Source organism: Pseudomonas sp. KCJK9016 (assembly GCF_046231795.1).
GTDB lineage: Bacteria > Pseudomonadota > Gammaproteobacteria > Pseudomonadales > Pseudomonadaceae > Aquipseudomonas > Aquipseudomonas bananamidigenes.
Window position 1 is genome coordinate 282999 of sequence record NZ_JBJJMM010000002.1, and the last position, 25442, is coordinate 308440.

General features: G+C 56.0%; 24 protein-coding genes. 4 read left to right on the forward strand and 20 right to left on the reverse strand.

Features of this window, described 5'->3' with window-relative positions; translation table 11 throughout:
• Window positions 1–50: 50 nt before the first annotated feature.
• From ACK6BI_RS02995 to ACK6BI_RS03005, 3 genes are all read left to right on the forward strand, one after another.
• The gene (locus tag ACK6BI_RS02995; protein WP_065258190.1) at window positions 51–980 is read left to right on the forward strand and encodes a hydrogen peroxide-inducible genes activator; all 930 of its coding nucleotides are present in this window, start codon (window positions 51–53) and stop codon (window positions 978–980) included.
• Between the two features lie 9 nt (window positions 981–989).
• The gene (gene recG, locus ACK6BI_RS03000) at window positions 990–3065 is read left to right on the forward strand and encodes an ATP-dependent DNA helicase RecG (RefSeq protein ID WP_409315928.1); all 2076 of its coding nucleotides are present in this window, start codon (window positions 990–992) and stop codon (window positions 3063–3065) included.
• Between the two features lie 79 nt (window positions 3066–3144).
• The gene (locus ACK6BI_RS03005) at window positions 3145–4545 is read left to right on the forward strand and encodes an aminoacyl-tRNA deacylase and HDOD domain-containing protein (RefSeq protein ID WP_065258192.1); all 1401 of its coding nucleotides are present in this window, start codon (window positions 3145–3147) and stop codon (window positions 4543–4545) included.
• A 210-nt stretch (window positions 4546–4755) separates the two neighbouring features.
• On the opposite strand, the gene ACK6BI_RS03010 is transcribed toward ACK6BI_RS03005, so the two are convergent.
• Window positions 4756–5139 carry an SCP2 sterol-binding domain-containing protein gene (locus ACK6BI_RS03010; RefSeq protein WP_096817262.1) on the reverse strand — a complete coding sequence of 128 codons (384 nt, stop codon included), beginning with the start codon at window positions 5137–5139 and terminating at the stop codon, window positions 4756–4758.
• Between the two features lie 438 nt (window positions 5140–5577).
• On the opposite strand from ACK6BI_RS03010, the gene ACK6BI_RS03015 reads away from it, so the two are divergent.
• Entirely contained in the window at window positions 5578–5937 is a 360-nt protein-coding gene (locus ACK6BI_RS03015; protein WP_409315929.1) for a DUF6124 family protein, read from the forward strand.
• A 58-nt stretch (window positions 5938–5995) separates the two neighbouring features.
• On the opposite strand, the gene ACK6BI_RS03020 is transcribed toward ACK6BI_RS03015, so the two are convergent.
• The 19 genes from ACK6BI_RS03020 to tssI all read right to left on the reverse strand — a co-directional run.
• Entirely contained in the window at window positions 5996–6439 is a 444-nt protein-coding gene (locus tag ACK6BI_RS03020) for a hypothetical protein (RefSeq protein WP_409315930.1), read from the reverse strand.
• Between the two features lie 4 nt (window positions 6440–6443).
• Window positions 6444–7043 carry a lysozyme inhibitor LprI family protein gene (locus ACK6BI_RS03025; RefSeq protein WP_409315931.1) on the reverse strand — a complete coding sequence of 200 codons (600 nt, stop codon included), beginning with the start codon at window positions 7041–7043 and terminating at the stop codon, window positions 6444–6446.
• Complete coding sequence (locus tag ACK6BI_RS03030; RefSeq protein ID WP_409315932.1) at window positions 7040–8131, reverse strand: tetratricopeptide repeat protein; 1092 nt, start codon at window positions 8129–8131, stop codon at window positions 7040–7042. Before ACK6BI_RS03030 ends, ACK6BI_RS03025 begins: the two co-directional genes overlap by 4 nt.
• Window positions 8132–8153: 22 nt before the next feature.
• Window positions 8154–8663, reverse strand: coding sequence for a hypothetical protein (locus ACK6BI_RS03035; protein ID WP_409315933.1), 510 nt, complete (start codon window positions 8661–8663; stop codon window positions 8154–8156).
• Between the two features lie 25 nt (window positions 8664–8688).
• Entirely contained in the window at window positions 8689–9429 is a 741-nt protein-coding gene (locus ACK6BI_RS03040; RefSeq protein WP_409315934.1) for a hypothetical protein, read from the reverse strand.
• A 31-nt stretch (window positions 9430–9460) separates the two neighbouring features.
• Complete coding sequence (locus ACK6BI_RS03045) at window positions 9461–10216, reverse strand: lysozyme inhibitor LprI family protein (RefSeq protein ID WP_409315935.1); 756 nt, start codon at window positions 10214–10216, stop codon at window positions 9461–9463.
• Window positions 10217–10218: 2 nt separating this feature from the next.
• Complete coding sequence (locus ACK6BI_RS03050; RefSeq protein WP_409315936.1) at window positions 10219–11070, reverse strand: tetratricopeptide repeat protein; 852 nt, start codon at window positions 11068–11070, stop codon at window positions 10219–10221.
• Complete coding sequence (locus tag ACK6BI_RS03055; protein WP_409315937.1) at window positions 11057–11602, reverse strand: hypothetical protein; 546 nt, start codon at window positions 11600–11602, stop codon at window positions 11057–11059. Before ACK6BI_RS03055 ends, ACK6BI_RS03050 begins: the two co-directional genes overlap by 14 nt.
• A gap of 4 nt (window positions 11603–11606) precedes the next feature.
• Complete coding sequence (locus ACK6BI_RS03060) at window positions 11607–12062, reverse strand: hypothetical protein (RefSeq protein ID WP_409315956.1); 456 nt, start codon at window positions 12060–12062, stop codon at window positions 11607–11609.
• A gap of 86 nt (window positions 12063–12148) precedes the next feature.
• Window positions 12149–12658 (reverse strand): hypothetical protein, encoded by a 510-nt coding sequence (locus tag ACK6BI_RS03065; RefSeq protein WP_409315938.1) that lies wholly within the window; start codon window positions 12656–12658, stop codon window positions 12149–12151.
• A complete protein-coding gene (locus ACK6BI_RS03070; protein WP_409315939.1) occupies window positions 12655–15105 on the reverse strand; it encodes an alpha/beta hydrolase in 2451 nt (816 codons plus the stop codon). Before ACK6BI_RS03070 ends, ACK6BI_RS03065 begins: the two co-directional genes overlap by 4 nt.
• Window positions 15106–15114: 9 nt before the next feature.
• Window positions 15115–16557: a TIGR01777 family oxidoreductase gene (locus ACK6BI_RS03075; protein ID WP_409315940.1), complete on the reverse strand. Its 1443-nt coding sequence runs from the start codon at window positions 16555–16557 to the stop codon at window positions 15115–15117.
• Window positions 16550–17038: a cell division protein gene (locus ACK6BI_RS03080; protein ID WP_409315941.1), complete on the reverse strand. Its 489-nt coding sequence runs from the start codon at window positions 17036–17038 to the stop codon at window positions 16550–16552. The genes ACK6BI_RS03075 and ACK6BI_RS03080 overlap by 8 nt, the downstream gene beginning before the upstream one ends.
• Window positions 17039–17177: 139 nt before the next feature.
• Window positions 17178–18542, reverse strand: coding sequence for a lysozyme inhibitor LprI family protein (locus ACK6BI_RS03085; protein WP_409315942.1), 1365 nt, complete (start codon window positions 18540–18542; stop codon window positions 17178–17180).
• A gap of 20 nt (window positions 18543–18562) precedes the next feature.
• A complete protein-coding gene (locus ACK6BI_RS03090) occupies window positions 18563–19024 on the reverse strand; it encodes an XAC2610-related protein (RefSeq protein ID WP_409315943.1) in 462 nt (153 codons plus the stop codon).
• Between the two features lie 228 nt (window positions 19025–19252).
• Complete coding sequence (locus ACK6BI_RS03095) at window positions 19253–19882, reverse strand: hypothetical protein (protein ID WP_409315944.1); 630 nt, start codon at window positions 19880–19882, stop codon at window positions 19253–19255.
• Between the two features lie 161 nt (window positions 19883–20043).
• Window positions 20044–23166, reverse strand: coding sequence for a glycoside hydrolase family 19 protein (locus ACK6BI_RS03100; RefSeq protein WP_409315945.1), 3123 nt, complete (start codon window positions 23164–23166; stop codon window positions 20044–20046).
• Window positions 23167–23184: 18 nt separating this feature from the next.
• Window positions 23185–24201 (reverse strand): tetratricopeptide repeat protein, encoded by a 1017-nt coding sequence (locus ACK6BI_RS03105; protein WP_409315946.1) that lies wholly within the window; start codon window positions 24199–24201, stop codon window positions 23185–23187.
• A 5-nt stretch (window positions 24202–24206) separates the two neighbouring features.
• Window positions 24207–25442: type VI secretion system tip protein TssI/VgrG (gene tssI, locus ACK6BI_RS03110; RefSeq protein ID WP_409315947.1), on the reverse strand; the 1236-nt coding region annotated here is incomplete at its 5' end.

Here is a 25442-nt window from a genome sequence, read left to right on the forward strand (position 1 = left end):
CTATCGATCGCAGCCGGTATGCTTGGCCCGCATCTTCATGGACGCTTGCTATGACTCTCACAGAATTACGCTACATCGTTACCCTCGCCCAAGAGCAGCATTTCGGCCACGCGGCCGAGCGTTGCCACGTCAGTCAGCCGACCCTGTCGGTGGGCGTGAAAAAGCTTGAAGACGAACTCGGTGTACTGATCTTCGAGCGCAGCAAAAGCGCCGTGCGCCTGACCCCGGTCGGCGAAAGCATCGTCGCCCAGGCGCAGAAAGTGCTGGAACAGGCCCAGGGCATCCGCGAACTGGCCCAGGCCGGCAAGAACCAGCTGACCGCTCCGCTGAAAGTCGGCGCAATCTACACCGTCGGCCCGTACCTGTTTCCGCACCTGATTCCACAACTGCACCGGGTCGCCCCGCAGATGCCGTTGTACATCGAAGAAAATTTCACCCACGTGCTGCGCGACAAACTGCGCAACGGCGAGCTGGACGCGATCATCATCGCCCTGCCGTTCAACGAAGCCGACGTGCTGACCCTGCCGCTCTACGACGAGCCGTTCTACGTGTTGATGCCGGCCCAGCATCCGTGGACGCAAAAAGAATCCATCGACCCGGCCCTGCTCAACGACAAGAGCCTGTTGCTGCTTGGCGAAGGCCACTGCTTCCGCGATCAGGTGCTGGAAGCCTGCCCGACCCTGACCAAGGGCAACGACGGCGCCAAGCACACCACGGTCGAATCCAGCTCGCTGGAAACCATCCGCCACATGGTCGCCTCCGGCCTGGGCATCTCGATCCTGCCGTTGTCGGCGGTGGACAGCCATCACTACGCCCCGGGCGTGATCGAAGTGCGACCGCTGTCGGCACCGGTGCCCTACCGCACCGTGGCCATTGCCTGGCGCGCCAGTTTCCCGCGGCCGAAAGCCATCGAGATCCTCGCCGACTCCATTCGCCTGTGCTCGGTCGCCAAACCCGCCGCGCCGGTCACGGCCGGTTAAGCCAGCGTCATGACGGAGCTGTCGCAGGTCTCGGTCACCGCACTCAAGGGTGTCGGCGAGGCCATGGCCGAAAAACTGGCCAAGGTCGGCCTGGAGAACCTCCAGGACGTACTGTTCCACCTGCCGCTGCGTTATCAGGACCGCACTCGCGTGGTGCCCATCGGCGCATTGCGGCCGGGGCAGGACGCCGTGGTCGAAGGCACCGTCAGCGGCGCCGACGTGGTCATGGGCCGACGCCGCAGCCTGGTCGTGCGCCTGCAGGACGGCACTGGCGGCCTGAGCCTGCGCTTCTACCACTTCAGCAACGCGCAGAAGGAAGGCCTCAAACGCGGCACGCGGATTCGCTGCTACGGTGAAGCCCGGCCCGGCGCCTCGGGGCTGGAGATCTACCACCCGGAATACCGCGCCATCAACGGCGACGAGCCGCCGCCGGTGGATGAAACCCTGACCCCGGTCTACCCGCTGACCGAAGGCCTGACCCAGGCCCGTCTGCGCCAGTTGTGCATGCAGACGCTGACCCTGCTCAAGCCGGCCACACTGCCCGACTGGCTGCCGACCGAACTGGCCCGCGACTATCAACTGGCGCCGCTGGCCGATGCGATCCGCTACCTGCATAACCCGCCCGCCGACGCCGACGTCGACGAACTCGCCCTCGGTCATCACTGGGCCCAGCATCGTCTGGCGTTCGAAGAACTGCTGACCCATCAACTGTCCCAACAGCGCCTGCGCGAAAGCATGCGCGCCCTGCGCGCACCGGCAATGCCGAAAGCCACAAAACTGCCGGCGCGGTATCTGGCCAACCTCGGCTTCAACCCGACCGGCGCGCAACAGCGGGTCGGCAATGAAATCGCCTACGACCTCAGTCAGCACGAGCCGATGCTGCGGCTGATTCAGGGCGATGTCGGCGCAGGCAAAACCGTGGTGGCCGCCCTCGCCGCACTGCAAGCACTGGAGGCGGGTTATCAGGTCGCACTGATGGCGCCGACCGAGATCCTCGCCGAACAGCACTTCATCACCTTCAAGCGCTGGCTCGAACCGTTGGGCATTGAAGTGGCGTGGCTGGCCGGCAAGCTCAAGGGCAAGAACCGCGTGGCCGCGCTGGAACAGATCGCCAGTGGCACACCGATGGTGGTCGGCACACACGCGCTGTTCCAGGACGAAGTGCAGTTCAAGAATCTGGCGCTGGTGATCATCGACGAACAGCACCGCTTCGGCGTACAGCAACGCCTGGCACTGCGGCAGAAAGGCGTCGGCGGGCGCATGTGCCCGCATCAATTGATCATGACCGCCACACCGATTCCACGGACGCTGGCCATGAGCGCCTACGCCGACCTCGACACCTCGATCCTCGACGAATTGCCGCCCGGTCGAACGCCGGTCAACACCGTGCTGGTCACCGACACCCGCCGCGTCGAAGTCATCGAGCGGGTACGCAGCGCCTGCGCCGAGGGCCGTCAGGCCTATTGGGTGTGCACGCTGATCGAAGAGTCCGAAGAGCTGACCTGCCAGGCCGCCGAAACCACTTTCGAAGACCTCACCGCCGCCCTCGGCGAGTTGAAGGTCGGGCTGATCCACGGCCGTATGAAACCCGCTGAGAAAGCCGCCGTCATGGCCGAGTTCAAGGCCGGCAACCTGCAACTGCTGGTCGCCACCACCGTGATCGAAGTCGGCGTCGACGTGCCCAACGCCAGCCTGATGATCATCGAAAACCCCGAGCGCCTGGGCCTTGCGCAACTGCACCAGTTGCGCGGCCGCGTCGGCCGGGGCAGCGCGGTCAGCCATTGCGTGCTGCTCTACCATCCGCCGCTGTCGCAGATCGGCCGTCAGCGCCTGGGCATCATGCGCGAGACCAACGACGGTTTCGTCATCGCCGAAAAAGACCTCGAACTGCGCGGCCCCGGCGAAATGCTCGGCACCCGCCAGACCGGCCTGCTGCAATTCAAGGTCGCCGACCTGATGCGTGACGCCGATCTGCTGCCCGCCGTGCGCGATGCCGCCCAGGCCTTGCTGGAACGCTGGCCGACCCACGTCAGCCCGCTGCTCGACCGCTGGCTGCGACACGGGCAGCAATACGGCCAAGTGTGAGCACTGTCGCAGTTTCTCAAAGCCCGTTCCAACCAAGCTGGTTATACTCAAGCAATTGTTTCAAAAACGGATACAGACCATGACCGAAGCTGCTCTCGCCCCCGAACTCCCGCACGCTCCGTCTGTTATTCGGCTGCTGCTCAACAAGCTGGGCGTCGCCTACGAAGAAGTGCTCGATCACCACGGCCTCAATGCCTCGCGCAAAGTGCAGGCCGCGTTGCTGGACGACGCAGTGGGTGCGCTGATGGTGCTGTTTCCACAGAGTCAGTTGCTGGATCTCAACCGCCTCGCCGAGCTGACGGGCCGTCGCCTGACCGCCGTGTCCACCGAGCGCCTGGAAAAGATGCTCGGCAAACACAGCCTGAGTCTGCTGCCGGGCCTGCCGGCGCTGACCAGCTCGCCATGCCTCTACGAAGAAAGCCTGCTGCGCGAGCCGAAGTTGCTGATCAATTCCGGCGAACCGGGCCTGCTGCTGGAAATTGCCAGCGAAGACTTCAAGACCATGCTGACCAAGGCCAGCGCCGCCAACTTCGGCGAAGCCCTGAGCAGCATCCGTCCGAACCTCGACCGCCCGGACGATGACCGCGAGGAAATCACCCAGGCCGTGCAGGCGTTCACCGCGCGGCGCATCCAGCAACGTCTGGAAGCGACCATCGAGATTCCGCCGCTGGCCGAAACCGCACAAAAAATCATCAAACTGCGCGTCGACCCGAACGCCACCATCGACGACATCACCGGCGTGGTCGAAACCGACCCGGCGCTGGCCGCGCAAGTGGTGAGCTGGGCGGCATCGCCGTACTACGCATCGCCAGGCAAGATCCGTTCGGTGGAAGACGCCATCGTGCGCGTGCTGGGCTTCGATCTGGTGATCAACCTGGCGTTGGGCCTGGCCCTTGGCAAGACCCTGAGCCTGCCAAAAGACCACCCGCAACACACCACGCCGTACTGGCAGCAGTCGATCTACACCGCCGCCGTCATCGAAGGCCTGACCCGCGCCATGCCGCGCGCCCAGCGCCCGGAAGCCGGCCTGACCTACCTCGCCGGCCTGCTGCACAACTTCGGCTACCTGCTGCTGGCCCACGTGTTCCCGCCGCACTTCTCGCTGATCTGCCGCCACCTGGAGGTCAACCCGCACCTGTGCCACAGCTACGTCGAGCAACACCTGCTGGGCATCAGCCGCGAACAGATCGGTTCCTGGCTGATGCGCTACTGGGACATGCCGGACGAACTGGCCACCGCCCTGCGCTTCCAGCACGACCCGAACTACGACGGCGCCTACGCCGAATACCCGAACCTCGTCTGCCTGGCCGTGCGCCTGCTGCGCAGCCGCGGCATCGGCTCCGGCCCGGACGAAGACATCCCGGATGCGCTGCTGGAGCGCGTGGGCCTGACTCGTGACAAGGCCAACGACGTGGTCAGCAAAGTGCTTGAGGCGGAAGTTCTGCTGCGTGAACTGGCCTCGCAGTTCAGCCAGGCCTGATTTGCGCCTATAAAAAAAGCCCCACACTCAAACGAGTGTGGGGCCTTTTTGTGGCGAGGGAGCTTGCTCCCGCTCGGCTGCGCAGCAGTCGCGAACCAACCAATAAGGTATGTCAGTTATAACGAGGTCTCAGGGTTTAGGCCCGCTTCGCAGCCCAGCGGGACGGTGCGGCGAACCGACAAGCTCCCTCGCCACAACAGTCCTTCATCCTCAAGCCTTCGGCTTGGCCTTCCGCGGCTTCAAATACTTCATCAACCCCTGAAACCACATCACCAGCGCCGGATTCCCCTTGAGCTGGATCGACTTGTCCTGAATCCCCTGCATGAACGCCAGCTGCTTGTTCTTCGCCTGCATCGTGGCAAACCCGAACGCCGCATCCTTGAACGCAATCGCAAACGCCGGCTCCGCCACCACCCCGGACTTGCTGGTAATGCGCTGGTCCTTCACCACGAAATGCCGCGCCACCTTCCCGTCCAGAGTCTGCAGCTGAAACACCAGATCCTTGTCACCCAACTGCTGCTGGAACGCAGGATTTGTCCGACTGGCCTTACCCATCAACAGGCCCAGCATCCACAGAAGAAAACGAAATTTCATGCGCACAGCCTCAAAAGGAAAATGAACGGCCGGGGGAGTGTAAGGGATTCGGACGGATTCGCCACTATCTTGGATGGATAGAAGACGATGCAGGGCTTTTCCTGAAAGATGACTACCAAGTCACGATTTCCAGCCCTAGCCTCGATCGTTCCCACGTCGAGGCGTCGAACCGTCCGCGTGGGAATGCATCCGTGACGCTCCGCGTCACACCATCCTCCCGTCCTACACCTGAAGAAACACATTCCTGTAGGAGCTGCGATCTTTTGATCCACTACCTCGCAGATCCTTGGGAAATGTCCTTCAAACTGCGGTGCTGTCCGTGAACTAGGCGAACTTGAGCATCATCGATAGCCTCTGTGTGTCACCGTAAAATCGGTGACCGGATGTGCAAGTCCGAAACCCGGGGCAAATCTTTCCAACTCCAAAGGATTTACACCGATGATCGATCCAACCCTCACTGACGAAGAAGTTTCCCCCTACGAATTCCCGGACTCGAAGAAACTCCACGAAGCCGCCGAACGCGCCCTCGACCACCACCTCAAACCCAGAGCCCCACGCCCCAAACGCCTGGGCGGCCTGTTCGCCCTCTGCCCCAACGCCGACGCCGAAGCCCTCATGGCCAACGCCTCCGAAGACCTCCTGTCCATCAGCGCCTTCGCCGCCAACTTGGCCGACGACCTCGACGGCCCCCGCCGCTCGATGGCGCTGGGCCTGAGCAGAATGGCGGACGGCGTTCGATTGATGGTGGAAGGCACGCTCGATCACATTGAATTTCGGGAATATCAGGCCAAGCCGTAGCTGAATTGCGGGCGGAAAAAAGGGGACGTTGAGTCCCCTTTTCCAACCTTCCAATTCCTCACCACTGACAGCCCGTCTCCGGTGAGAAATTCATACTGAAATCGTGTTCGAAGGAGTACTTCTTCCCGGTTTTGTAGTTCGTATAGGTCATTCCATAGACCCGGGCACCCTGACTCACCATTTCATACTCCCCCGTCAGCGCGCCCTCCGAAACCTCAACCCAAGTCGTCGTGAACTGATACGGACGATCCTCTGCCAGAATTTCTTGCTCGGTATTCCGATACACCAGAGAAATGGCCTTCTTCGACTTGCTGTACCTGACAGCCGCTCCGCTCCATTTAGAGAAGGAGTCGTAATAAGTTCTGAGTTCGAAATTGATGCTTTTGGCGCTCTCTTGCGAACGGAAGCAATAAATCTCCGTCGAGACCTCACTGTGCGCCGCCATCGGAAAGAGAACAAACAATGCAGCAGATAAAACTCGCATTGATTTCAATCTGATCATTCCTTCAACGATTAAGAGGTAATTGAAAGCGCATGCGCACTGCGCAGTTAGCGATGTCCTCCCGGAACACACGCTCACTCATTTCGCAGTGCCCATCGACGTATTGCCGCCACAACGGGTCGTCGAAGTTGTCACCCCCCAATCGCTCCATGGAAGCCGTCAGACCTTTTTCTCGATCCTGCCCCGCCATGGTCGATGCAGCTTTATAAAAACCGTCCAGGGGTAACCCAGTCTGCAGAGCAACCAATTCCCCCAACCGGGCATTGGTTGTTTGCACCAGACACGCAAGTCTTTCGATGGACGCTTCAGCACCGGGTAAAGCCGACTGATAGATATCCTCGCAATACGCCTCTTTGAAGCGCACCCACTTCTTTTGCACATCGGTCAGTTGCTTCTTGTCGGTGGGTGCCAAACTGACCAGCGCTTTCTTGTATTGCTCATTCAAAATTGCGTCGACTTTCTCGAAAGACTGTTGACCACAAATGATCAAATCGGGATTGGAAAAGCTGTCGGGATTGCAGGTTTCCTGGGCATGCGCAGGAACCAGCAATGCAGCCAAAGAAGCACCCGCGACCAGTTCAAATAACGCCTTGAGTTTGATCATGATCCGGATACTCCGGCGCTACGCTCAGCTACCCGAGCAGGAATTTTCGAAGCCTTTCCCGCGTCCGACATACGCAACGCGTATTGCTTGTACGCCGCCGATGCCCGCTCTTTATCGTTCGCACCCCAATAGCTATCAGCGAGATTCAGATAGGCAACTGTCCGGCCCGGGTTGTTGGCAATCACTGCATTCAGCAACTCAATCGACTCGGCGTAATGCCCCGCTTCGCCGAGTAGAAAACCGAAGTCGTTGGACCAACCGGGACGCTGCGGGTAGTAGTATTTTTCGACGATGTAGCTGTCGGGCGGGCAAGTGTCATGCGAGCCACCGTCCATCAACGCGTAACTCATCGTATCCTTGAAGGAAGGGTCATCACCCTTTCGGTAGGCTGCCAGCGCCATATCCAACAGATCAGCAGAATCGACCGTCATCAGTTTTTTATAACCGTCCTGAGAGCCGCCAACGCTTGCAGCCCGCAACTTTTCAAGCGCTTCAAGGCCGTTGAATGAACCTAGGGTGGTTGGGCCCAACGTCTCAACCGGCAGCTCCGCTACGCTCACAAGCGAGCGATCGCAGTAGTGGCTATTGACCACTTGCAGCACATTCTTCAGCTCAAACTGCTTCGAGCTGTTATTGAAGGTGAACAAAAGATTGAAGTTAAAAACAGCGTTGTCTTCTTCGTTCGTCACCAGCGCAATGTAGTCCCCCGCCTCAACGAACCGCTGTTTGACCAGAACCTCTTCCTCTTGTGGATCCACAACCGTCATGGCTCCAGGCCGACCGTTGAAAACCCGAACGCTAAAACTATCCAGAAGATCAGACGAGTACTGACTCTTCGTCAGCGGCAAAGCCTTGGACGTATCGAGCAATATGTCCTCATTGCGCCCTTGAACCGGCGCGATCAACAACCGGTTAGATGCCTCGTCCGCGTCTCCCGCCAGAACGAACACGTTTTGCCGTGATCCATCCCCCAACAAGCTTGCCGGGATTTCCTTGAGGACTTGGGGTGCCGCAAATGCGTGTGCGGCGAAAGTCACGGACGTGGCAATGGCCAAGAGACTGCCGAACAGAACTGAACATCCTTTCACGCTGTAACTCCGGAACTGAAATCTATTCGGACTGACCTTCATAACGCTGTGTCTGCGGGTTGAATTGCCACAGATGTGGTCGAGTCATGGCTACGTTATTTTTGTAGCGAATCTGCCCGCGTTTATCCCTGATGTAGGAATAGATCTCGATGTCTTTGAAGTCGCCGCCGTTCTTGGGCGGACCGTCCAGTACCTTGACCCCGGCGAAATACTCGCCACCCGCATGCTTCAAATAACCATGGCACTGAATCAGGAAGGCAAAGGTCAAGTCACCAGCCGAGCCGTGACTGGAGTAGGAAGTGAAAATAAAGTCCTCTTGGCCGTCGCCATTGAGGTCACCGCGGTATACCACCTTACCTTCTTCCCGCCTGAATCTGTCGTTGTAGAAACTTGAGTGTATGTCCAGGACGTAATCAGCTCTTTCCACCCATTGTGAGAGGAAGTTTTTTGTATCGCTTTCCTCGTTGCAGAAATCCGACGCCATCCCTGCCATCGGCAACCAGCTCATACATAACAACAGCAGTCTTTTCACTTCATTTCCTTTGAACTAACCCGTCTCAATTCAGCGGGAGTGTTTTTCCATTCGCAGCAAAGGGCGCGCTCGCCGTAGCGCCATTCGCCAGCAACATTTCACGGGGGCAGGCGGCACTGGCCCTATCACCGTAGTTTTTGAGTGGCTTCTGACGGTTGCCCTGATTCAGTTTCGAATCCGAAATCATTCTTCCATCCTGATCCGCCAAGTACTTCTTAATGCTCGTCGCATCCTTGTAAGCACACTCGACTTCTACGCCCTCTTCCTGATCTATACCGTCACGGCAGTTCTGCAACTCGGGGTCTGGCGGGTCACCCCGAAAGAACTGCAAAGCCAAGTGGTCACCATCCTTGAATAGCGGCAATTCCAGCACCGAATAGGAATCTCCTTCGAAATGCTCGTGCAGAACTTTGTGTTTTGTCAGGACAAACATGGACTTCCCCGCTCGCTCAGGGAATTTGCGTTCGAAGAAGAACACCGAGGCAATTTGTTCGCCCTCAACCTTCCACACATAATTCAGCGAAGGTTTCACCGCATTCATGGGCGCGTAGAAAATCTCGGCATCAGGCACGTGCACGTCTCTAACCTGATCCTTAAGGTTGTTCTTCAAAAAGAACACCGTAATCTTTTGATCACCCAACGAAGCAACCACCGGGGGATGCAGTTCTCCGATGGTTTTTAGATCACTCGCCGATGCCGGCTGAGTCGACAAGCCAACGATGAGGCCGAGCGCACCAAAACAACTTAAGAGCCTGGTCAATTCCAATCACTTCCCTGCTGATCAATTTTCTAAATATTTACGCTGACTCGGGTGCGCCGCATTTCAGCTCTTCGATTTGTTCGTTCTGAATTGGAATCACACAGGCGAGGCGCTTTTCGCCAATAGGACGAAGCTCTGTCAAGCTCAGTGTCACGTGCAAACCGTCGTCCGCAAATACGTGCTCCTCAAATCCCGCGTCGGCATAACCCGACCAAAACGACTTGCCATCAAAACTGCAAAAACGCTTTGAAGAAAGCACTCTCCAACCGCCGTTAGGCGCCAGGATCTGAACCGTCAGACATGGGCTTCCAAAGGTGCTGACATAACGCGCCACGACATCACCAAAGCGCTGGGAGCCGGACAGGAACACCTTGCTGAGATCAACCACATTCCCCGGCTCGTCAGCGATGATCGTGTCCAGATAAGCCGCACGCTCCAGGCTCATTCTGGCCATGCAATTGTTGATGGTCGTGACATGCGCGGCCATCCCAGGCTCGATTTCCGTGGCCTCCAGTGGGCACGTGGTGTCGCGCAGTTTGATCCAGGCGCGCTGGGACTCTCTGGCCATGGCAACCAGCGCCTTGCCCTGCTCCGGGTCGGTCCGTTGCTGAGACTCAAATCGCGCCAGCAGTTTCTTGTAGCTGGCATTGAGCTGTGAATCGGCGTCCTTGCGGGCCGCCTCCACGCAGCGATCAGCCTGTGAGCTCACGGAAATCTCTTTGCAGTCGTCATCGGCCATAGCGAAAGAGGCAAACAGGCATCCAAAGGACAACGCGATAAAACGCACAAACATGTTCAATTTTTCATTCCCTGAATGACGGATCGCTCAACTGCACGTTGAGGTATTTTCTGCGCCTTGCCGTCGGCGATCATCGCGTCGCGGTACTGGCTGTAATAACGCTGCGCTTCATCTTTGCGATCAAGGCGCCAGAGCGAGTCGGCGATGTTCAACATCAGCACTGTGCGTTTTCCGACGGCCTCGACGCCGCGATAGAACTTCAGCGCCAGCTCATCGTTACCGCCCTCGGCTAAATAGAAGCCAAGATCATTAAGACCCTGAACATTGCGAGCCGGTGGATGGCAAGCCATGTACGAATCCGCCCCCATGATCAGGCTCCATTCGATCTCGCTGGCTCGATATTGTGCAGATTCAATGTTCGAGAGGTTTTTCAGTAGTGCCTGTGGGGAAGGTGTCTCTATTTCTGGTTTGAGTACTTCACCCTCGTCGGTAGTCCAGCTATTGCCCACCCATTTACCAGCGCAGAACTGATCATCACGCTGAAGCAGGACACAACCGGTCTCCATCGAAATCACATCGCAGTGGCTTCGTGACTGGAAGCTGTCTTCACCACTCCCGTCTGACAACATTCCATACATCGTCTGGTTCACGAGTAAGGGCTTCTTGTCAGGGCTAAGCCATCGAGGAAGTACTTCGACCCCGATATCGGTTCCGTAAAGCGGGAATGTTTTTCCATTCGCGGTAAAGGTCGCACTCGCCGCTTCCACTGAGTGTTCGGGCCATACCTTTGCTTTCAAATGCAATGTCAGTGTGTGCCCGTCGACTCCAGTGACTCGCACTTCTTCTGCCGTAGCCCCATTCGCCAGCAACAGACTCGCGAGCAATAGTGCGGATCTAAGGCTGCCCATAGTCGATCCTTTTAACCGCAGGGCTTGTTTGCTGTAACTGTCTTTCAGTGACGCCATAAGCCTCTATGAGCCCTTCCCAGGAACCCTTCGAACCAAACGACCGATAACTATTGCTGTAGCTGTAATGCTCCAACCTTCCATTGGTGGAGTAATACCCGCGCCACTCCGGGCAGGATCCACACCCGCTATAACCGCCGATGAAAACCAGGCTGCCCTTGCTTCCTTTTACACAATCCATCTCCACTGCCACGTTACTCAGCATCTTCGTCTTCTTACCGTCAGAAGTGAGCTGTGAAACCTTGTCGATGTTGCGGCGCAACACTTTGCCGCCGATGTTGATCGTCTGATCGGAGCAGACCGGGATGAGATGGGTTTCTGCGTCATCCACCGTCACGGATCGGCAGGACGACATCATCACCACTTCAACGCCGCCACATTGCATGACATCGCGTTGGGTGTAGGCGTCCTTGGGAGCGGCGAAAGCTGGAAGCGAGAGCAGCAGTGAAAGGCTGCCTGCTAGAAGACGATTCATCCACTCATTCCTCATCAATTGACGGCGATTCCACGTCGGTCATGCCAAGCAGCCGGAACTCGTTGTTCACGAATTCGTAGTACCGATCCCTGTTACGGTTTTCCAGGCGATTTCCCTGGGTGTCTTCTTCGCCATCGAGCGTGACGCCTGAAATGATGATCAAGCGACTATTGGGCAAATACGTCGTGTCGAAAGTGCTGCCGTCATAGGCATTCGGAAGACCGCCAACGACATCACCGGTCTGGGCGTCCAGCACTTCGCCACAAATGGCGCCGCCACCACAGCCGAATCTGTACAGGATGTAATGGCCGGCGAAGTTGACCTTGCCTTGCAGGGCCTTCGCCCGGGTGCTTTCCATGACCGGGTTGCTTTGTTCCTGCGGCACCGGTTCATGGTTGGGGCCGCTGAAAACGGGGGTGACGGCGTAATCCTTGAAATCAGGATCGGCGGCGAATGCCATGGAGGTGGCAGCTGACAGCAAGCTGCCGAGAACAATCGAAAATCCTTTCAAGTACTAACTCCATAACTGCAGTGAAAACCGTTGGCTTACTCAGACTGACCTTCATAACGCTGTGTCTGCGGGTTGAATTGCCACAGGTGTGGTCGGGTCATGCCCTCTTCGCCCTTGTAGCGAATCCGCCCTCGCTTGTCCCTGATGTAGGAGTAGATCTCGATGTCCTTGAATTCACCGCCACCTTTGGGCGGACCGTCCAGAACTTTGACTCCGGCGAAGTAATCGCCACCCGAATACTTCAAGTAACCACGGCACTGGATCAGGAAGGCGAATGTGCTGTCCATCGAAGAACCAATGCCTACGCGGGAATTGAAGATGAAGTCTTCGATACCATCGCCGTTTAGGTCGCCACGGAAGACCACGTGGCCTGGCTCGATAGAGAATTCTTTTCCATCGAGACTGGAAAGTATGTCTTCCGGATCTCCGCCGCTCTCCGGCCATTGCGATAAGAAATATTTGGAGTCAGTTTCCTGATTGCAGACACCTGTCGCCATAACGGCTATCGGCAGCCAGCTCATGCATAACACCAGCAGTCGTTTCACTTCACATCCTTCGAATTCATCAATTCCAATTCCCCATCCCGATACAACACTTCGCACCCGATCCACGCCAGATCCACCTGCGGCATCACCGCCGAAGGCTTGCGCAATTCCCGCAACAACGTCGATCCATGCGACAACCGCCCACCCATCCGCGCAATCACCGCCCGCGCTGCCTGATAGTGCGCGTGACGCCCCGGATCGAGGGTGTCTTCCAGCAAGATGTCTTCGCCAAGAATGCCCCGCACCTGCCCCGGGTAAATCATGAATCCGGTGGCCTGTTCGGCACCTTCGCGGCCGTCCTGCCAGAAGCTGCCGTCGCGAGTGCGGATGTCCGGGTGCGGCGCAAACCAGTGTTCGCGATCCGCCAGTGGCATGGCGTGATGCAGGCGGAAGAAGATGCGCATCAGGTTGTCGCGATACCACTCGCGTACTTGCAGGTAGTAACCACGCAGGCCCGGCAGGCCGGTTGAATGGGCGAGACGGATCAGGCCTGACCATTGCGGGAAGGCCTGTAGTGGCAACGCGCTCGACGCGGGTCGAGGTGTGGCCGGATCGGTCTCCCACGGCAGCCGATGAGGGCTGTTTTCCAAGTTGTCGTAAGCGGTGGGCGGTAGTCCCAGCCAGTCCCCGCCGCTACTGGCCAGCGTCGTGGCGATGCACAGATTGCCCTGCACCACGAACACATAGAACCGGGTGAACCAGTCGGCCAGTTGCTGACCGTCAGCACCCTGGGCGACGAGGTCGGTCAGCTCCCGGTCGAAGCGCTGCAAGCCGTGTTCAAGGCGCAGCAAATGTCCGCGAGCGATACGCTGCATGCGCAGAAACAATGGCAGCGAACGCAACATCCGCAGCGGTCGCCACGGCAGATGCGGGGTCGCGCCGCCGACTTCACCGGCATAGTTGCTGGCACTGATGCCCCAGTCGGCCAATCGTGCGAGAAACAGGTCGTTGTTGATGTAGGACGCGCCGCCAAACACGGCCGTGAACGGCTCGTTGTCCTGCAACACCCGCTCATCCCAACGGGCCATGATCGCCGGAATGCTCGCGGCGGCCCGGCGCTGGGCGTATTCCACCAGCACGCTGGGTTGCGGCGGCAGGATCTCAGCGATGTTGGCGGCCGTCAGGTGCCGGCGCCAGCCGTAGTCGCTGATCGGCCGGTATTGCAGCAGCCACAGTTGCGTGCCGTCCCAGGCCCATTCGACATCGCCCGGCACATAGTGAAACACCCGCAAGACATCCTGGAGAAAGCGCCACAGCACGTATTCGGTCAAACCGTGGGCGGCCGTGAACGTACCACTGCGCCAGGCTTCGCCGAGCCGCGAAAGCGTCGCCCGTTCCGGGCTGATCTGACCGTCGGCAAGGGACTCAAGATGGCCTTCAACCCACTCGAGCTCCACCGACAGATGACGCACAAACGCGATGCCCGACACCTGCGGCGTGATGAAGCGCTGCACCACCACTTCCTCAACACCTTCGGCAGTCAGCGCGGCAATACGCGCCGGCACGTTGGCGGCCGGCTCGCGCAGGTAGGTCGTGCTCAAACCGGCATTCGCCGAGTCGGCCTGATCTTCGCCATAACTGGAGGAACGCACCGCCCAGGTCGCCTGGGGTTGGCTGGCGAGAAAGGCCGGTAGTCGCGGATCGTTGCAATCGTTGAGGGTCAGCGCCGCCGGCACCGGTTGCCGGGCCAGTTCCGCCAGACGCAAACGCCCGCCCTTGGTGTGCGCGACGAAGCCGCGCTCGCCCGACTCCAGCCACTGCGCAAACTGCACGGGCGCGTCGATCCACGGGTAATGACCCCAACCGGGTTTCAGGCTGATGGTCAGGTCTGCACGCGCAAGAATCGCCGACCATGCCGCCGCTTGCTCGATGCCAAGCACCTTGTCCTGATCGCCCCAGACCAGCTCGACCGGGTCGGTGATCCACTCCAGCAATGGCAGCGCGGTGTCGGCACGGATCAGATCCCAGTGCGGCACAAACGCACGGCAACGCGCATAACCGGCGCCCATGCGCTGGTACTGCGCGGGTGTCCAGGTCTGGTTGGAGAACTTGCGCGCAAACAGCGTGGGTTTGTTCGACAGCAGCCAGTGAATGGTCTTGCGGATCGGCAGCGGTGACATCAACGCCGGCAATCGGCGCTGCCACAAAAAAGCGCCCACCGGCGCCAGCAACACACTGCGAGAAAAGTGCCCGGGCCGACGTTGCAGCGCATGCAGCACCAGCAGCGCGTTAACCCCGACGGCCATGATCGCACTGCCCTTTTGCGTCATCGCCAACAAGGTCTGGGCGTAAGCTGCCAGATCCTCGCAGGGCGGCTGCGGGTTGGCGCCGAAGCCCGGCAGCTCCAGCGGCACAACGTCGTAACGCTGAAAATGCGGCAGCGCGTCATCCCACCAATCGGCGGCGCTGCCGTTGCCGGCCAGCAGGTACATCAGAAGCTTGCTCATGGGCGATCCTCAGGCCAGATCGCGCAGCGCGGCGTCAAGAGTCGGATAGCGGAACGTGTAGCCCGCCTCGCTCAAACGCTGCGGCACCACACGCTGACCGTCGAAGAACAGCTGAGCCATTTCCCCGGCCAACGCACGCACAGGCGCTGCTGGAATGTGGAACCACACCGGGCGCTTGAGGACTTTGCCGACGTTCTCGGCGAACGCTGCCTGACTGACGGTTTCGGGCGCGACCATGTTGTAGGTGCCGCGCAAATTTTCATCGTGGAAGGATCGAGCGATCACCTGAATCACATCGTCGCGATGCACCCAACTCATGATCTGCTGACCATCTCCCATCCGCCCGCCGAAACCCAGGCGAAACGGAATCAGCAACGGCAGCAGCGCACCGCCCGGACCAAACACCACGCCGAGGCGCAGCACGACCTGACGCACGCCAAACTGCGTGGCGGGTTGCGCCGAAGCCTCCCAACGCGCACAGAGCTCGGCCATGAAACCGTCACCCTTGCTGGCCTGTTCATCGAGGCTTTCGTTGGCATCGCGCACGCCGTAGAAACCGATGGCCGAGGCCTGAATCCACAGCGCGGGTTTGTGGCTGGCGTTCTTCAGCCAGTTCATCAGCGCTTCGGTTGTGTTGACCCGACTGGCTATCAGTTGCGCCTGCCGCTTGGGACTCCAGCGCGGGCCGGCGACCGGTGCGCCGGCGAGATTGATCACCACGTCGAAGGTTTCGTGGTAGCCCAGTTTGCTCAGCGAGCGCACACAGCGTGCTCGGCCATCGAACAGATAAGCGGCCTTCAATGGATCACGGGCCAGCACGCTGACGGTGTGGCCGGCGTCGAGTAACTGATTGACCAGGATTTCACCGATGAACCCAGTGCCACCGGTGACCAGCACACGCTTGTAGGCACCGCCGGCAAACGGGTTGGACGGTTTCCCCTCACGCTGCATACGCAATGCCGCCAGGCCATCACGAATACCCGACGCGGTCACGCCCAGCGCAAACAGCGTCAGCACCCAGCCTTTCCAGCCGAAATCGGCGGCGTTCAAGCCGCTTGGCAGGCTCGCCCATTGCACCAGTTGTACACCGTAAAGCGCAAAGAACGCCCCACCGTTGACCGCCAACACCGTGTGCATGACGCGCTCGATGGCCGGTAGCTTGCGGCTTCGATCCTCGACCACGAAATCCCACAGCGTCAGACCGATCTCCAGCGCGAACAGCAGCGCGATGACCACTGCCCACGCGCCATGGAATTCGAGATGCGCCATGCCGAGAAACAAGACTCCGTAGAAACACGAACGCAGTGCATGGATCGACAATTCCAGCCGCGCACTGTGGCGATACGGCAACGCTACCGTCAGCTCGTGGTGATACAGGGTGTCGAGTGCTCCCAGGCATGCCTGGGCAATCAGCAAGACGAGCGCCCAATCCAGTAACGAAAAGTCAGGCATGGTTTTGCTCACTCAAGGAAGTGTCGGAAGTAGGAATTCGGCGGTCGTGGCGATAGAGCCAGAACAGTGGCGGCAACAGCACAAGCAGCGCTGCGCTGTCGAGCCAAAGGTGCGACCACACCTGTTTTTGCGCTGAGAACAACATGTCCTGCGGGGCCCACAAAACAATACCGGCCATCAACCCGCCCCAGGCCAGCGGGGTTCTCAGGCGATTGCCGATGTGCACCAAGGCAAGCATGAACAGCGAATAGCTTTGCAACGTCGCGCCGAATAACGCGAGCCACCAGACCTGTTGCTCACGCGCGGCAACGGGCACTGCATCGGCGCCCCAGAAAGTCTGTTCAAGGTTTTGCAAATAGCCATCGAGCACGCCGGAATGACCGGCCCAACTCAGGGTAAGACCGACGAGCAAATGCACCAGCGCAGCGGCGTATAGCCACAGCACCAACGCGCGACGAAGGGAGAAAGAGGGGGCTGGCATTCCGTGTCCTGAGCGCGTTCCTTGAGGGCGGGGAGTTTAAAGGAAAATCGCGGTTGTCAGATGCTCGAGTATTAAACGTTTTAGCGTGACGGACTCAGGCCCAACACGCGCGGAAGCGCATCAAACATGACCCCGAACTTCAAATACAATGACTAGCCTTGATCGGCTCTGGAACTTGCGACTTCAATCGCGCCACGCTGTCGACGCCCGACCGATAACCTTTTTCAGCCGCCATTTGATAACAGGCTAATGCCCGAGACATATCCTTCGTTCCCAACTCGCCACCCTCAAAAGTAGATGCCAGATAAAACATCGCTTCCTTGGAGCCCATGTTAATCGCCCGAATGACCTGCTCTTCTGCCTGCTTGGGATGGAGGCAAGGACCGTTATAGTCGGTGGAGTTTCCTGAACAAAGAAACGTGGCGTAGCCCAACGCACCACTCGGTATTTTCGACGCCGCTTTGAACAATGCCTCGACTTTGCTGGTTTCCAACTGAGATGCCATCTGCGAAAGACTCAAGCTTGCCGCTGACAGGCTCGCCTCGGGGTCACCCGACTCAGCCGCACAGACATAATTTTCCAGGGACGCTTCCAACAATTCCGCAGTCAGACGGTATTGCTCAAGCGAACCCAGCCCTCCCAAAGCCTCGGCACGTTGATCACAGAAGTTCTCGGCACGGCTCATTGCAGGGTTACGTGTTGCGACAAGATCCTTCTCGCTGATCGACCAGTCTTCAACGCCTTCAAGCACCCAGCACGCCTGACGAGAGAAGTTGAAGATTTTTACATTGCTGTTGCCCGCCCGTTTATCGACCACATCGACGTGACTGTCATCGACCTCTTCAATCTCGACTCCGGGTGTCTTGCCGGGTGTGATGGCGGCCATCAGCGGGTAGGTGAAGGAAGCTCCGCTGACACCCGCGGTCGAAGGCTCAAAGGCACTACGGTCCTTGCCTGCAACCGGCTTCAACACAAGCGACTTGACCGTCATCGCAGTGAGACGGCGCTGTGATTCACTGCTGGCGGAAAACGCTGTCAGGAAAGCAGGGAATTCCTCCGAAGGACAAGCGCCGTTGGCCGGCGCTGTCGAAGTGCTCTTGTCGGATGCAAGAGCAGGGACGATCTTGTCCAGGTACGCCGAGCGCTCGCGACTCATTCTGGCGATGCACGAGTTGACCGCGAACACATGCGCCGGCTTCCCCGCCTCGATCTCGAATGCCTCCAACGGACAATTCGCATCGCGCAATTTCAGCCACGCACGTTGCGACTCTTTAACCTTCGCCGCGTACTCTGCGCCCAATGCCGGATCCGCTCGATAATCAGACTCAAGCCGCGCCATCAATTGCTTGTAACTGACGTTCAACTGGGTATCGGCAGCCTTCTTCGCCGCCTCCGAGCAGGGCACCATTTCCAGACTTGAGGTGACATGGCTGCAGTCATCCTGCGCGTACACCGCTGTAACAGACAGCAGCACGGCCAGCAGGGTAAAAACAAAACGTTTCACTGTGTTCTTCCTTGAGTCATTCAGGCTTTGCGTTTGGCGAATCGGGTGACGCATTGCTTGGCTACGTTCATTTCCCAATAGGTGCTGAGCAACGCTTTACGCTTTTTGTCGACGCGCAAATTAACGAAGCCATCGCCGCAGTCCGGCCGCAATTCTTCGAAGGTGCCGGTTCTGGCTTGGTAGATGAACACCCGGTAGTAGTCGTAAGTTCCCATGCCGTCATCGAGTTGCCGGACCGCGAAATCCTTGGCACCGTCGAAATTGAAATCATCGATCTGCAGATGGAGTTCGTTTTCGGCTTGAAAATCGATTGTGCGCGACTCGTTATGCGTTCCGCCTTTAGCCGCGACGCTCAGCTTGGAGCCTTCGAGAACCAGCGTTGCCTCGACGCCTTGGGTTGGGCTGAACGTAGTGGTTTCGGCTAACGCCGGCATCGTCCACAGCAGGCCGAGCAGTGATACTGCGAGAGCTTTTGATCTCATGTGTTCGCCCTACTCCCACTTACAACCGGACTCCAGAGAGGAATCGACGCTGGTGTTATTTCCAAAATAGTAAACCTTGCCGTTGGACTTCTTCGTGTGCGTCATCGAGACGATCTGCGTTCCTTAAATCACGAGATTGAAAGAAGCGAGACAGATTTATTTAATCGCCCTACTAAGACCAAAGCCACTGAGCACAACAAATAAATCCGCCGCTTTTATCGCCAACTCTCATTCATTAATCCGAATAGCATTCGCTGGCAACCAGCCAGTCACCGTCCTTTTCCCAATGAAAGTTACTTGATAGAACAGCCCATCATCACCACGATAATAATCGTTCAAAATTATTTGATCCCCCTTAATCAGATAAGATTTTTTCTGATCAAATCCCTCATTAGATTTCCTTTCAAAGAAATGAGCCTTCTCCACTGACACTGTGGCTTTTACCGGAACAATCTTACCAAGCTTAACAATAACCGGCATAGCACAAGAGCTTTCATTGCACGTTTCTACTCGCTCTAATTTCTCTGAAAACTGCTCTCTTTTCTCACAGAAAAAATAATCTTTTGCACGAACCGAATAGCAGACCGTATCTTTCCTATTTTTCGGCCCATCCATATAATCACTTAAGATCTTATCATGTAAAAACTCTGGATTATTTACCATTCCTATCAGAGACGGCTTGAATCTGCCAGAAGCCTCATCAAATACAAATAGAGAAAAACTTTCATTCACATCGCTTTCAGAATATTTAACCGCAATTACACACACATCAGAATCTGTAACCGAGCCAACAAAAACTGAAAGATCTTCATCCTGCTCATCGAGATTTAAACTGTAATGCTCACCGGCAGTAGTCACTATACCAATCCGCCCGTTCTGCAGTTGAATACTTGAATCATTCCCTACACATCGAGCACCAACACTCCTCTCACTTTGCTGCATTACCGTGATATGTTGAAAATCGGCAAAGCAGGATGTGGCAGTGAATAGAGAGCAGAATATAAGCAGCCGTAAATATTTCACTTCATAGCCTCATTTATTTTTTTAAACAACTCTTGCCTTTCCGCAAGATGCGTATCACCGCCGTTAACCTTTTTAGTAACTAGCCGGACCACTTCAGCGTCGATCTCTTCTTTTGTTTTGCCGCTATCCTTCAACTTTTCGTAATATTCATCAATCTTGGCATTAAGATTTTTATATTTCACCCAGAACCAAACTGAAGCATTGACAGCATGTTCAATTTCCTCAGATAAAATTTCCGGATTCGCAATACAATCAACACCGCTAAAATCCTTATATTTTTGATAGGTACCCTTCCACGTAACCTGCATGATACCTCTACCCTTGTACTTGGGCCCATCACCTATCGTGGTATTTCCCTCAGCAAGAATTTGCCTGTGCCGCTTGCATTTCTTGTGATCCTCATCATAGAGAGTGCACATTGATGCAGGATAAGTTGCCAGGTCATAGTCATTCCCCGTCGCATACTCTCTAGTAGTTGCAAACTTATCACTCTCATGATAACACTGAGATAGAAAATGTATCTTATATATACAATTAGTGAAATTAAACTTCTTGAATGCAGCATTCAACAAGTCTACAAATTTTTGGTGATCAACACTATAGGATGAACATGTCGTCGACATATTATCCGCAGTGAATAGAGGTCGACTACCAAAAATAGTCTTGAAGCTATCAAGTGTTAACTCGCAGCACCCTCCGCCAATTAAATTCTTGAGCATTGCTATTGGATGAAAGTGCCAAACCAAACCGTCGCCTAGCCCTTTAGATTGTACAACCGGGTCATCCCAAAATATTAAGCTATCTATCCGTTCCTTCTCATGCTTTAGAACAGACGGATAGTCTTCAAGCAGTGTATCCAATCGCGCCCATTTGGCAGAATCCGACTTAGACTTCCATTCTGTTGGGTGATGCGCAATAAGTTTTGACCAATGCTCCCTAAACTCCACATTCTTGAGTGCGATGGGAAAGTCTTCGGGAGTAATTTTTTCATCTTTATTACCAAGCCTGTCCAAATCCTTATATAAATCTTTGAAAAAATCCGGCATATCATCAGGATCTAGAAACCCATCAGCATTTGAATTCGATTCCTTAACCACACGAAAACCTAGCTTTTCCCAATCATGTTGACTGAGGAGCATCGCGCCTTCTTTTTTGAGCAAGCCAGTTTTACTTTCCGCATTATCAACGATGGTAACTTCGTACCACTCTTCAGTGTCCTTATATAGAACGGCCTTTCCAAGCTCTACAAAGCTTTCATTAGAAATCGTCACCACTCCGGTTTGCGGTGGCTTGCTTCTTAAGTTCGTATTCGCTGGCAAATGCAGGTATTGTTTCCCCTGTTTCACATTTGCTTTATTTTTTAGAAAATCCTCAATCTTAGGATCAGCCGAAAAAATCTCCACGTGAACTTGATAACTTCTCGAAACCCCACCATCTGGACCTGCCAATGTTTCATTTAAACCAAGAAAACCAATTGTGTCGCCTGCCTTAATTGCCGTATCCATCGGCACAACCTTATCAAACTCAGTCGGAACCAAGCCTTGCAATTGAACATAAGGTTTTTCAACACAAGCCCAAAAAGTGGCGGGCACAGGAGTGGAATGGCTTTTCAAACCGGTTGCAGCACCGGAAGTACTCGGTACAAAGGAGCATTCCGCCATTTTGAAAAGCTTAGTGCCAATCTTCAGGCTAAAAACTTTCCCGCTATCAAATTCTATTATGCTATTTGTACAAAGAACTAAGTCTGCGTTCTGTCCTAGACTATTTACCTGTCTAATTGCAGCCCCAGCTAAAGCACCGTGACTTTGCGTTGAGGGAGCCGCTCGCAAAGTAAGCCCCGTTCCGGAAACTACAGCTCTGACTTTGCCCTTCCAGTAGTCTGGTTTCTTTCGCTCTGGTGCAGTTATTGCTTTCCAGCTCGCGCTTCCATCACCTCTTGGATAGGCGATGCCGTTTTGCTTATAGGCGAACCAAAAATCTTGCCCTGGAGTGCGCCCTCCAACAGTACCTTTAATCAGCTTACCCTTGGCGTGGACGTGATCAGAATGTTCTTCTATTATTTCAATTTCAGTTCCAGCAGAAATTGAACCATATTCGACGCAGCCGCTTGCGCCAAGAATATCGCTTCGCGCTTTAAACCCACTTGCGATCATTTTTATTTTTGGAGCACTTGGTTGCTCTGGGTCATCCGCATACCTATCATATGGTAGCAGATGCATATACAGGCTATAAAATACGAGCTCATTCTTAGTGCCAGGCGTAACTTCCTTATTCAGAGGTGACTTATAGTCGTGCCTAACAAGACAAAATGAATTTGAGTATTTCAATGCTTCTGTAGAACTTGATGCCTCAAATGCAGTCGCTAGATAATCTTCATTCAAACGGTAGGCTACGACGACACCGTCTCCAATACAACGAATAGGTTCATCTCTCACACATTGCGGAGCAGTCTTATGCGTGATATGAATGCCGCCATGCCAAAACCCATGATTCCCAAGTAAAAAATTACCTGAGTTTTCACTCTCAAGAGCATTAAATATCTCTTCAGCATCCTTAAACTGCGATCCATCCGCTTTTCTAAACGGGTACTGAAAGTTCATTAATGGCGTAGACTCTACCGGTGCAGATGCGGGCGCGGGCGCCGCTGCGGATCCTTCTCCCGTCCGAGTCGACTCCTTAACCCTTAGGAATTTTGTGGGGACTGGCCAAAAATGGGCATTATCATAGGAGCCGAACTTCGCAGTACCTGGACCAGAACTTTGCGCTCCAAAAAACTTACCAAATTCCGAGCCCAATGTACTGTCGTAAGACTCTACAATACCCGTATGATTTAACGTCTTATTATCCCGATTAGAGATTGCGTTAATCCAGAGCACAACATCTCCACGCTTTACATTAGCAGGACTAATTACATCATAGTACTGAAGGGCTGCCGTGCTATTTAGACCCGCCGTGTTCTGGTAAGGGACTTCGTAGCCAGCTCCAGTAAGCAACAAGTTAACCATATGAGAGCAGTCGACAACCTTTTTACCATTCTCAACAGTAAAACCGTCTCCAGACTCCTTATATCTATAATTAGCGCTTGTATAGTTGACCGATAGATCAAGTGGCTCTGTCATTTCTGCTTCCTGCAATAATCAATAGCAAAAACTGGCTTTAATACCGGCTGGCTGTTTATTCAAACGTTCTAAATGTGCGACCGAGCCCTTACTGCCATTTTTGGCAGCCAGTTGGTAGCAGGCAAGCGCTCTGGACATGTCCTTTGTTACAAATTTTCCAGTCTCATAGGCTCGGCCAAGTGCATTTGTTGCAAAAGCACTTCCCATACGAGCAGCTTCCATCAGCGCTTCCTCTGCCTGTGCTGGATGCTGACAAGGACCGTCAGAGGAAATATTGTTACCGTCGCAATAAAACAATGAAAGGCTCATCGCACCCTCCGGCAAAGTGGTCGCAGCTGCCTTGAATAGTTGCTCAACCTTCTCCGTTTGCAATTGAGGAGCCATTCCCGAAAGACTCAAACTTGCAGCATTCAAACTAGCCTGTGGATCACCGGATGCTGCTGCACAGAGATAGTTTTCCAAGGAGGCTTCAAACAACTCGCCTGTGAGTCGGTACTGCTCCAGCCCCCCTAAGCCTCTGAAGGCTTCTGCGCGTTGAAAGCAAAAACTCTCTGCCTCACTCATGCGAGGGTTACTCGACTCTACAAGATCTTTTTTACTGATCGACCAATCTTCAACACCCTCAAGCACCCAACACGCCTGGTGAGAAAAGTTAAAGATCTTGATGTTGCTGTTACCTGCACGCTTATCAACAACGTTGAAATGACTGTCGTCTACAGCCTCGACTTCGACACCTTCTGTCTTGCCTGTGGCTACGGGTGCCATCAGTGGAAAGGTCAATGTCGAGCTTTTGACTCCCGTCGTTTGCGGCTCAAAATTTCCATTCTCCCCAGTAGGTTTCAAAACCAACGACTTCACCGTCATCGCAGTCAACCGTTGCTGAGTTTCAGCATTCGCAGAGAACGCTGGCAGGAACTGGGAAAAGTCCTCAGACGGACACTCGTCTGCATAAGCGCTGCCATGAAACAGGCTCAGTAGCGAGGCGGTGAAAGCCGCTACGGCGAAGCCATTCCTCTTCTTCAAAAAACCATTCATGTCGATCACTCAGAAAACACAAAAAAAGCCTTCGGCTTAACCTTCTCAGGCGGCGCATTCAACAACGCCTGATCCATCAAACTCCCCGCCTTGTCCTTATCCGCTGCCCCCGGCAGCACCGGCGGTTTGATCCCGATGCCAGTGCCCGTTCCCGGCGAGCCGCCGGCGTTGATCTTCACCACCGGCCCAACCACGGTCACTCCGCCGCCATCGAGCTTGATGAAACTGCCGCCGCCGAGAATCGTCAGCTCAGTCCCCGCCTCGATGACGATCTTGTCCCCCGCCTTGATGTGTATCTCTTTGCCGACGCTGGTCAGTTGCGCCGTCCCCAGCTTCACATGCTGGCTCTCGCCGATGGTCAAGTGGTCGTCCAGCCGTGCTTCGATCTTGCGGTCGCTGATGGTGGTGCGGTGTTCTTCGGCCTTGAGTTCGGTGTAGCTGTTCTTCTCCACGGTGTCGTGGCGTTCATTGCCGACGCGGATCTTCTGGTCGTGTTCGATGTTTTCATCCCAGTCGCGCTGGGCGTGGATGAAGATTTGTTCGGCGCCTTTTTTGTCTTCGATGCGCAGTTCGTTGTAGCCACCGCCGCCCGGGGAACTGAGGGTTTTGAAGACGGTGCGGGTCTTGTTCGCCGGCAAGGCGTAGGGCACCGGGTTTTCCTTGTGGTACAGGCAGCCGGTGACCAGTGGCTGGTCGGGGTCGCCTTCGAGGAAGGTGACGAGGACTTCCATGCCGATGCGCGGGATGGAGATGGCGCCGTAGCGGTCGCCGGCCCAGGAGCTGGAGACGCGCAGCCAGCAGCTGGTCTTGTCGTCGGCCAGGCCTTCGCGGTCCCAGTGGAATTGCACCTTGATGCGGCCGTACTGGTCGCAGTGGATTTCTTCGCCTTTGGGGCCGGTGACGTGGGCGGTCTGGCTGCCGAGGACGCGGGGTTTCGGGTGTTCCAGCGCCGGGCGGTAGAACACGTCCCACGGGGTGGCGAGGAAGCGGTTGCGGTAGCCCTGGTGGAAATCGTCCTTGTTGTCGGTGGTGTCGCTGGTCACCGACTCTTCGAGGACTTGCGGCTGTTTGCCTTCGTGGAAGATTTCGGTGAGCAGCCACAGGTCGTTCCACTCGCTGCGCGGGTGGTCGGACATTTCCATGAAGTGGCCGCTGACCAGTTTCGTCTGGTCGCTGCGGCCTTCGGCCTGACGGTAGTCGGCGCGGTGGCGTTCGAGGGCGCGCTGACTGAGGAACTTGCC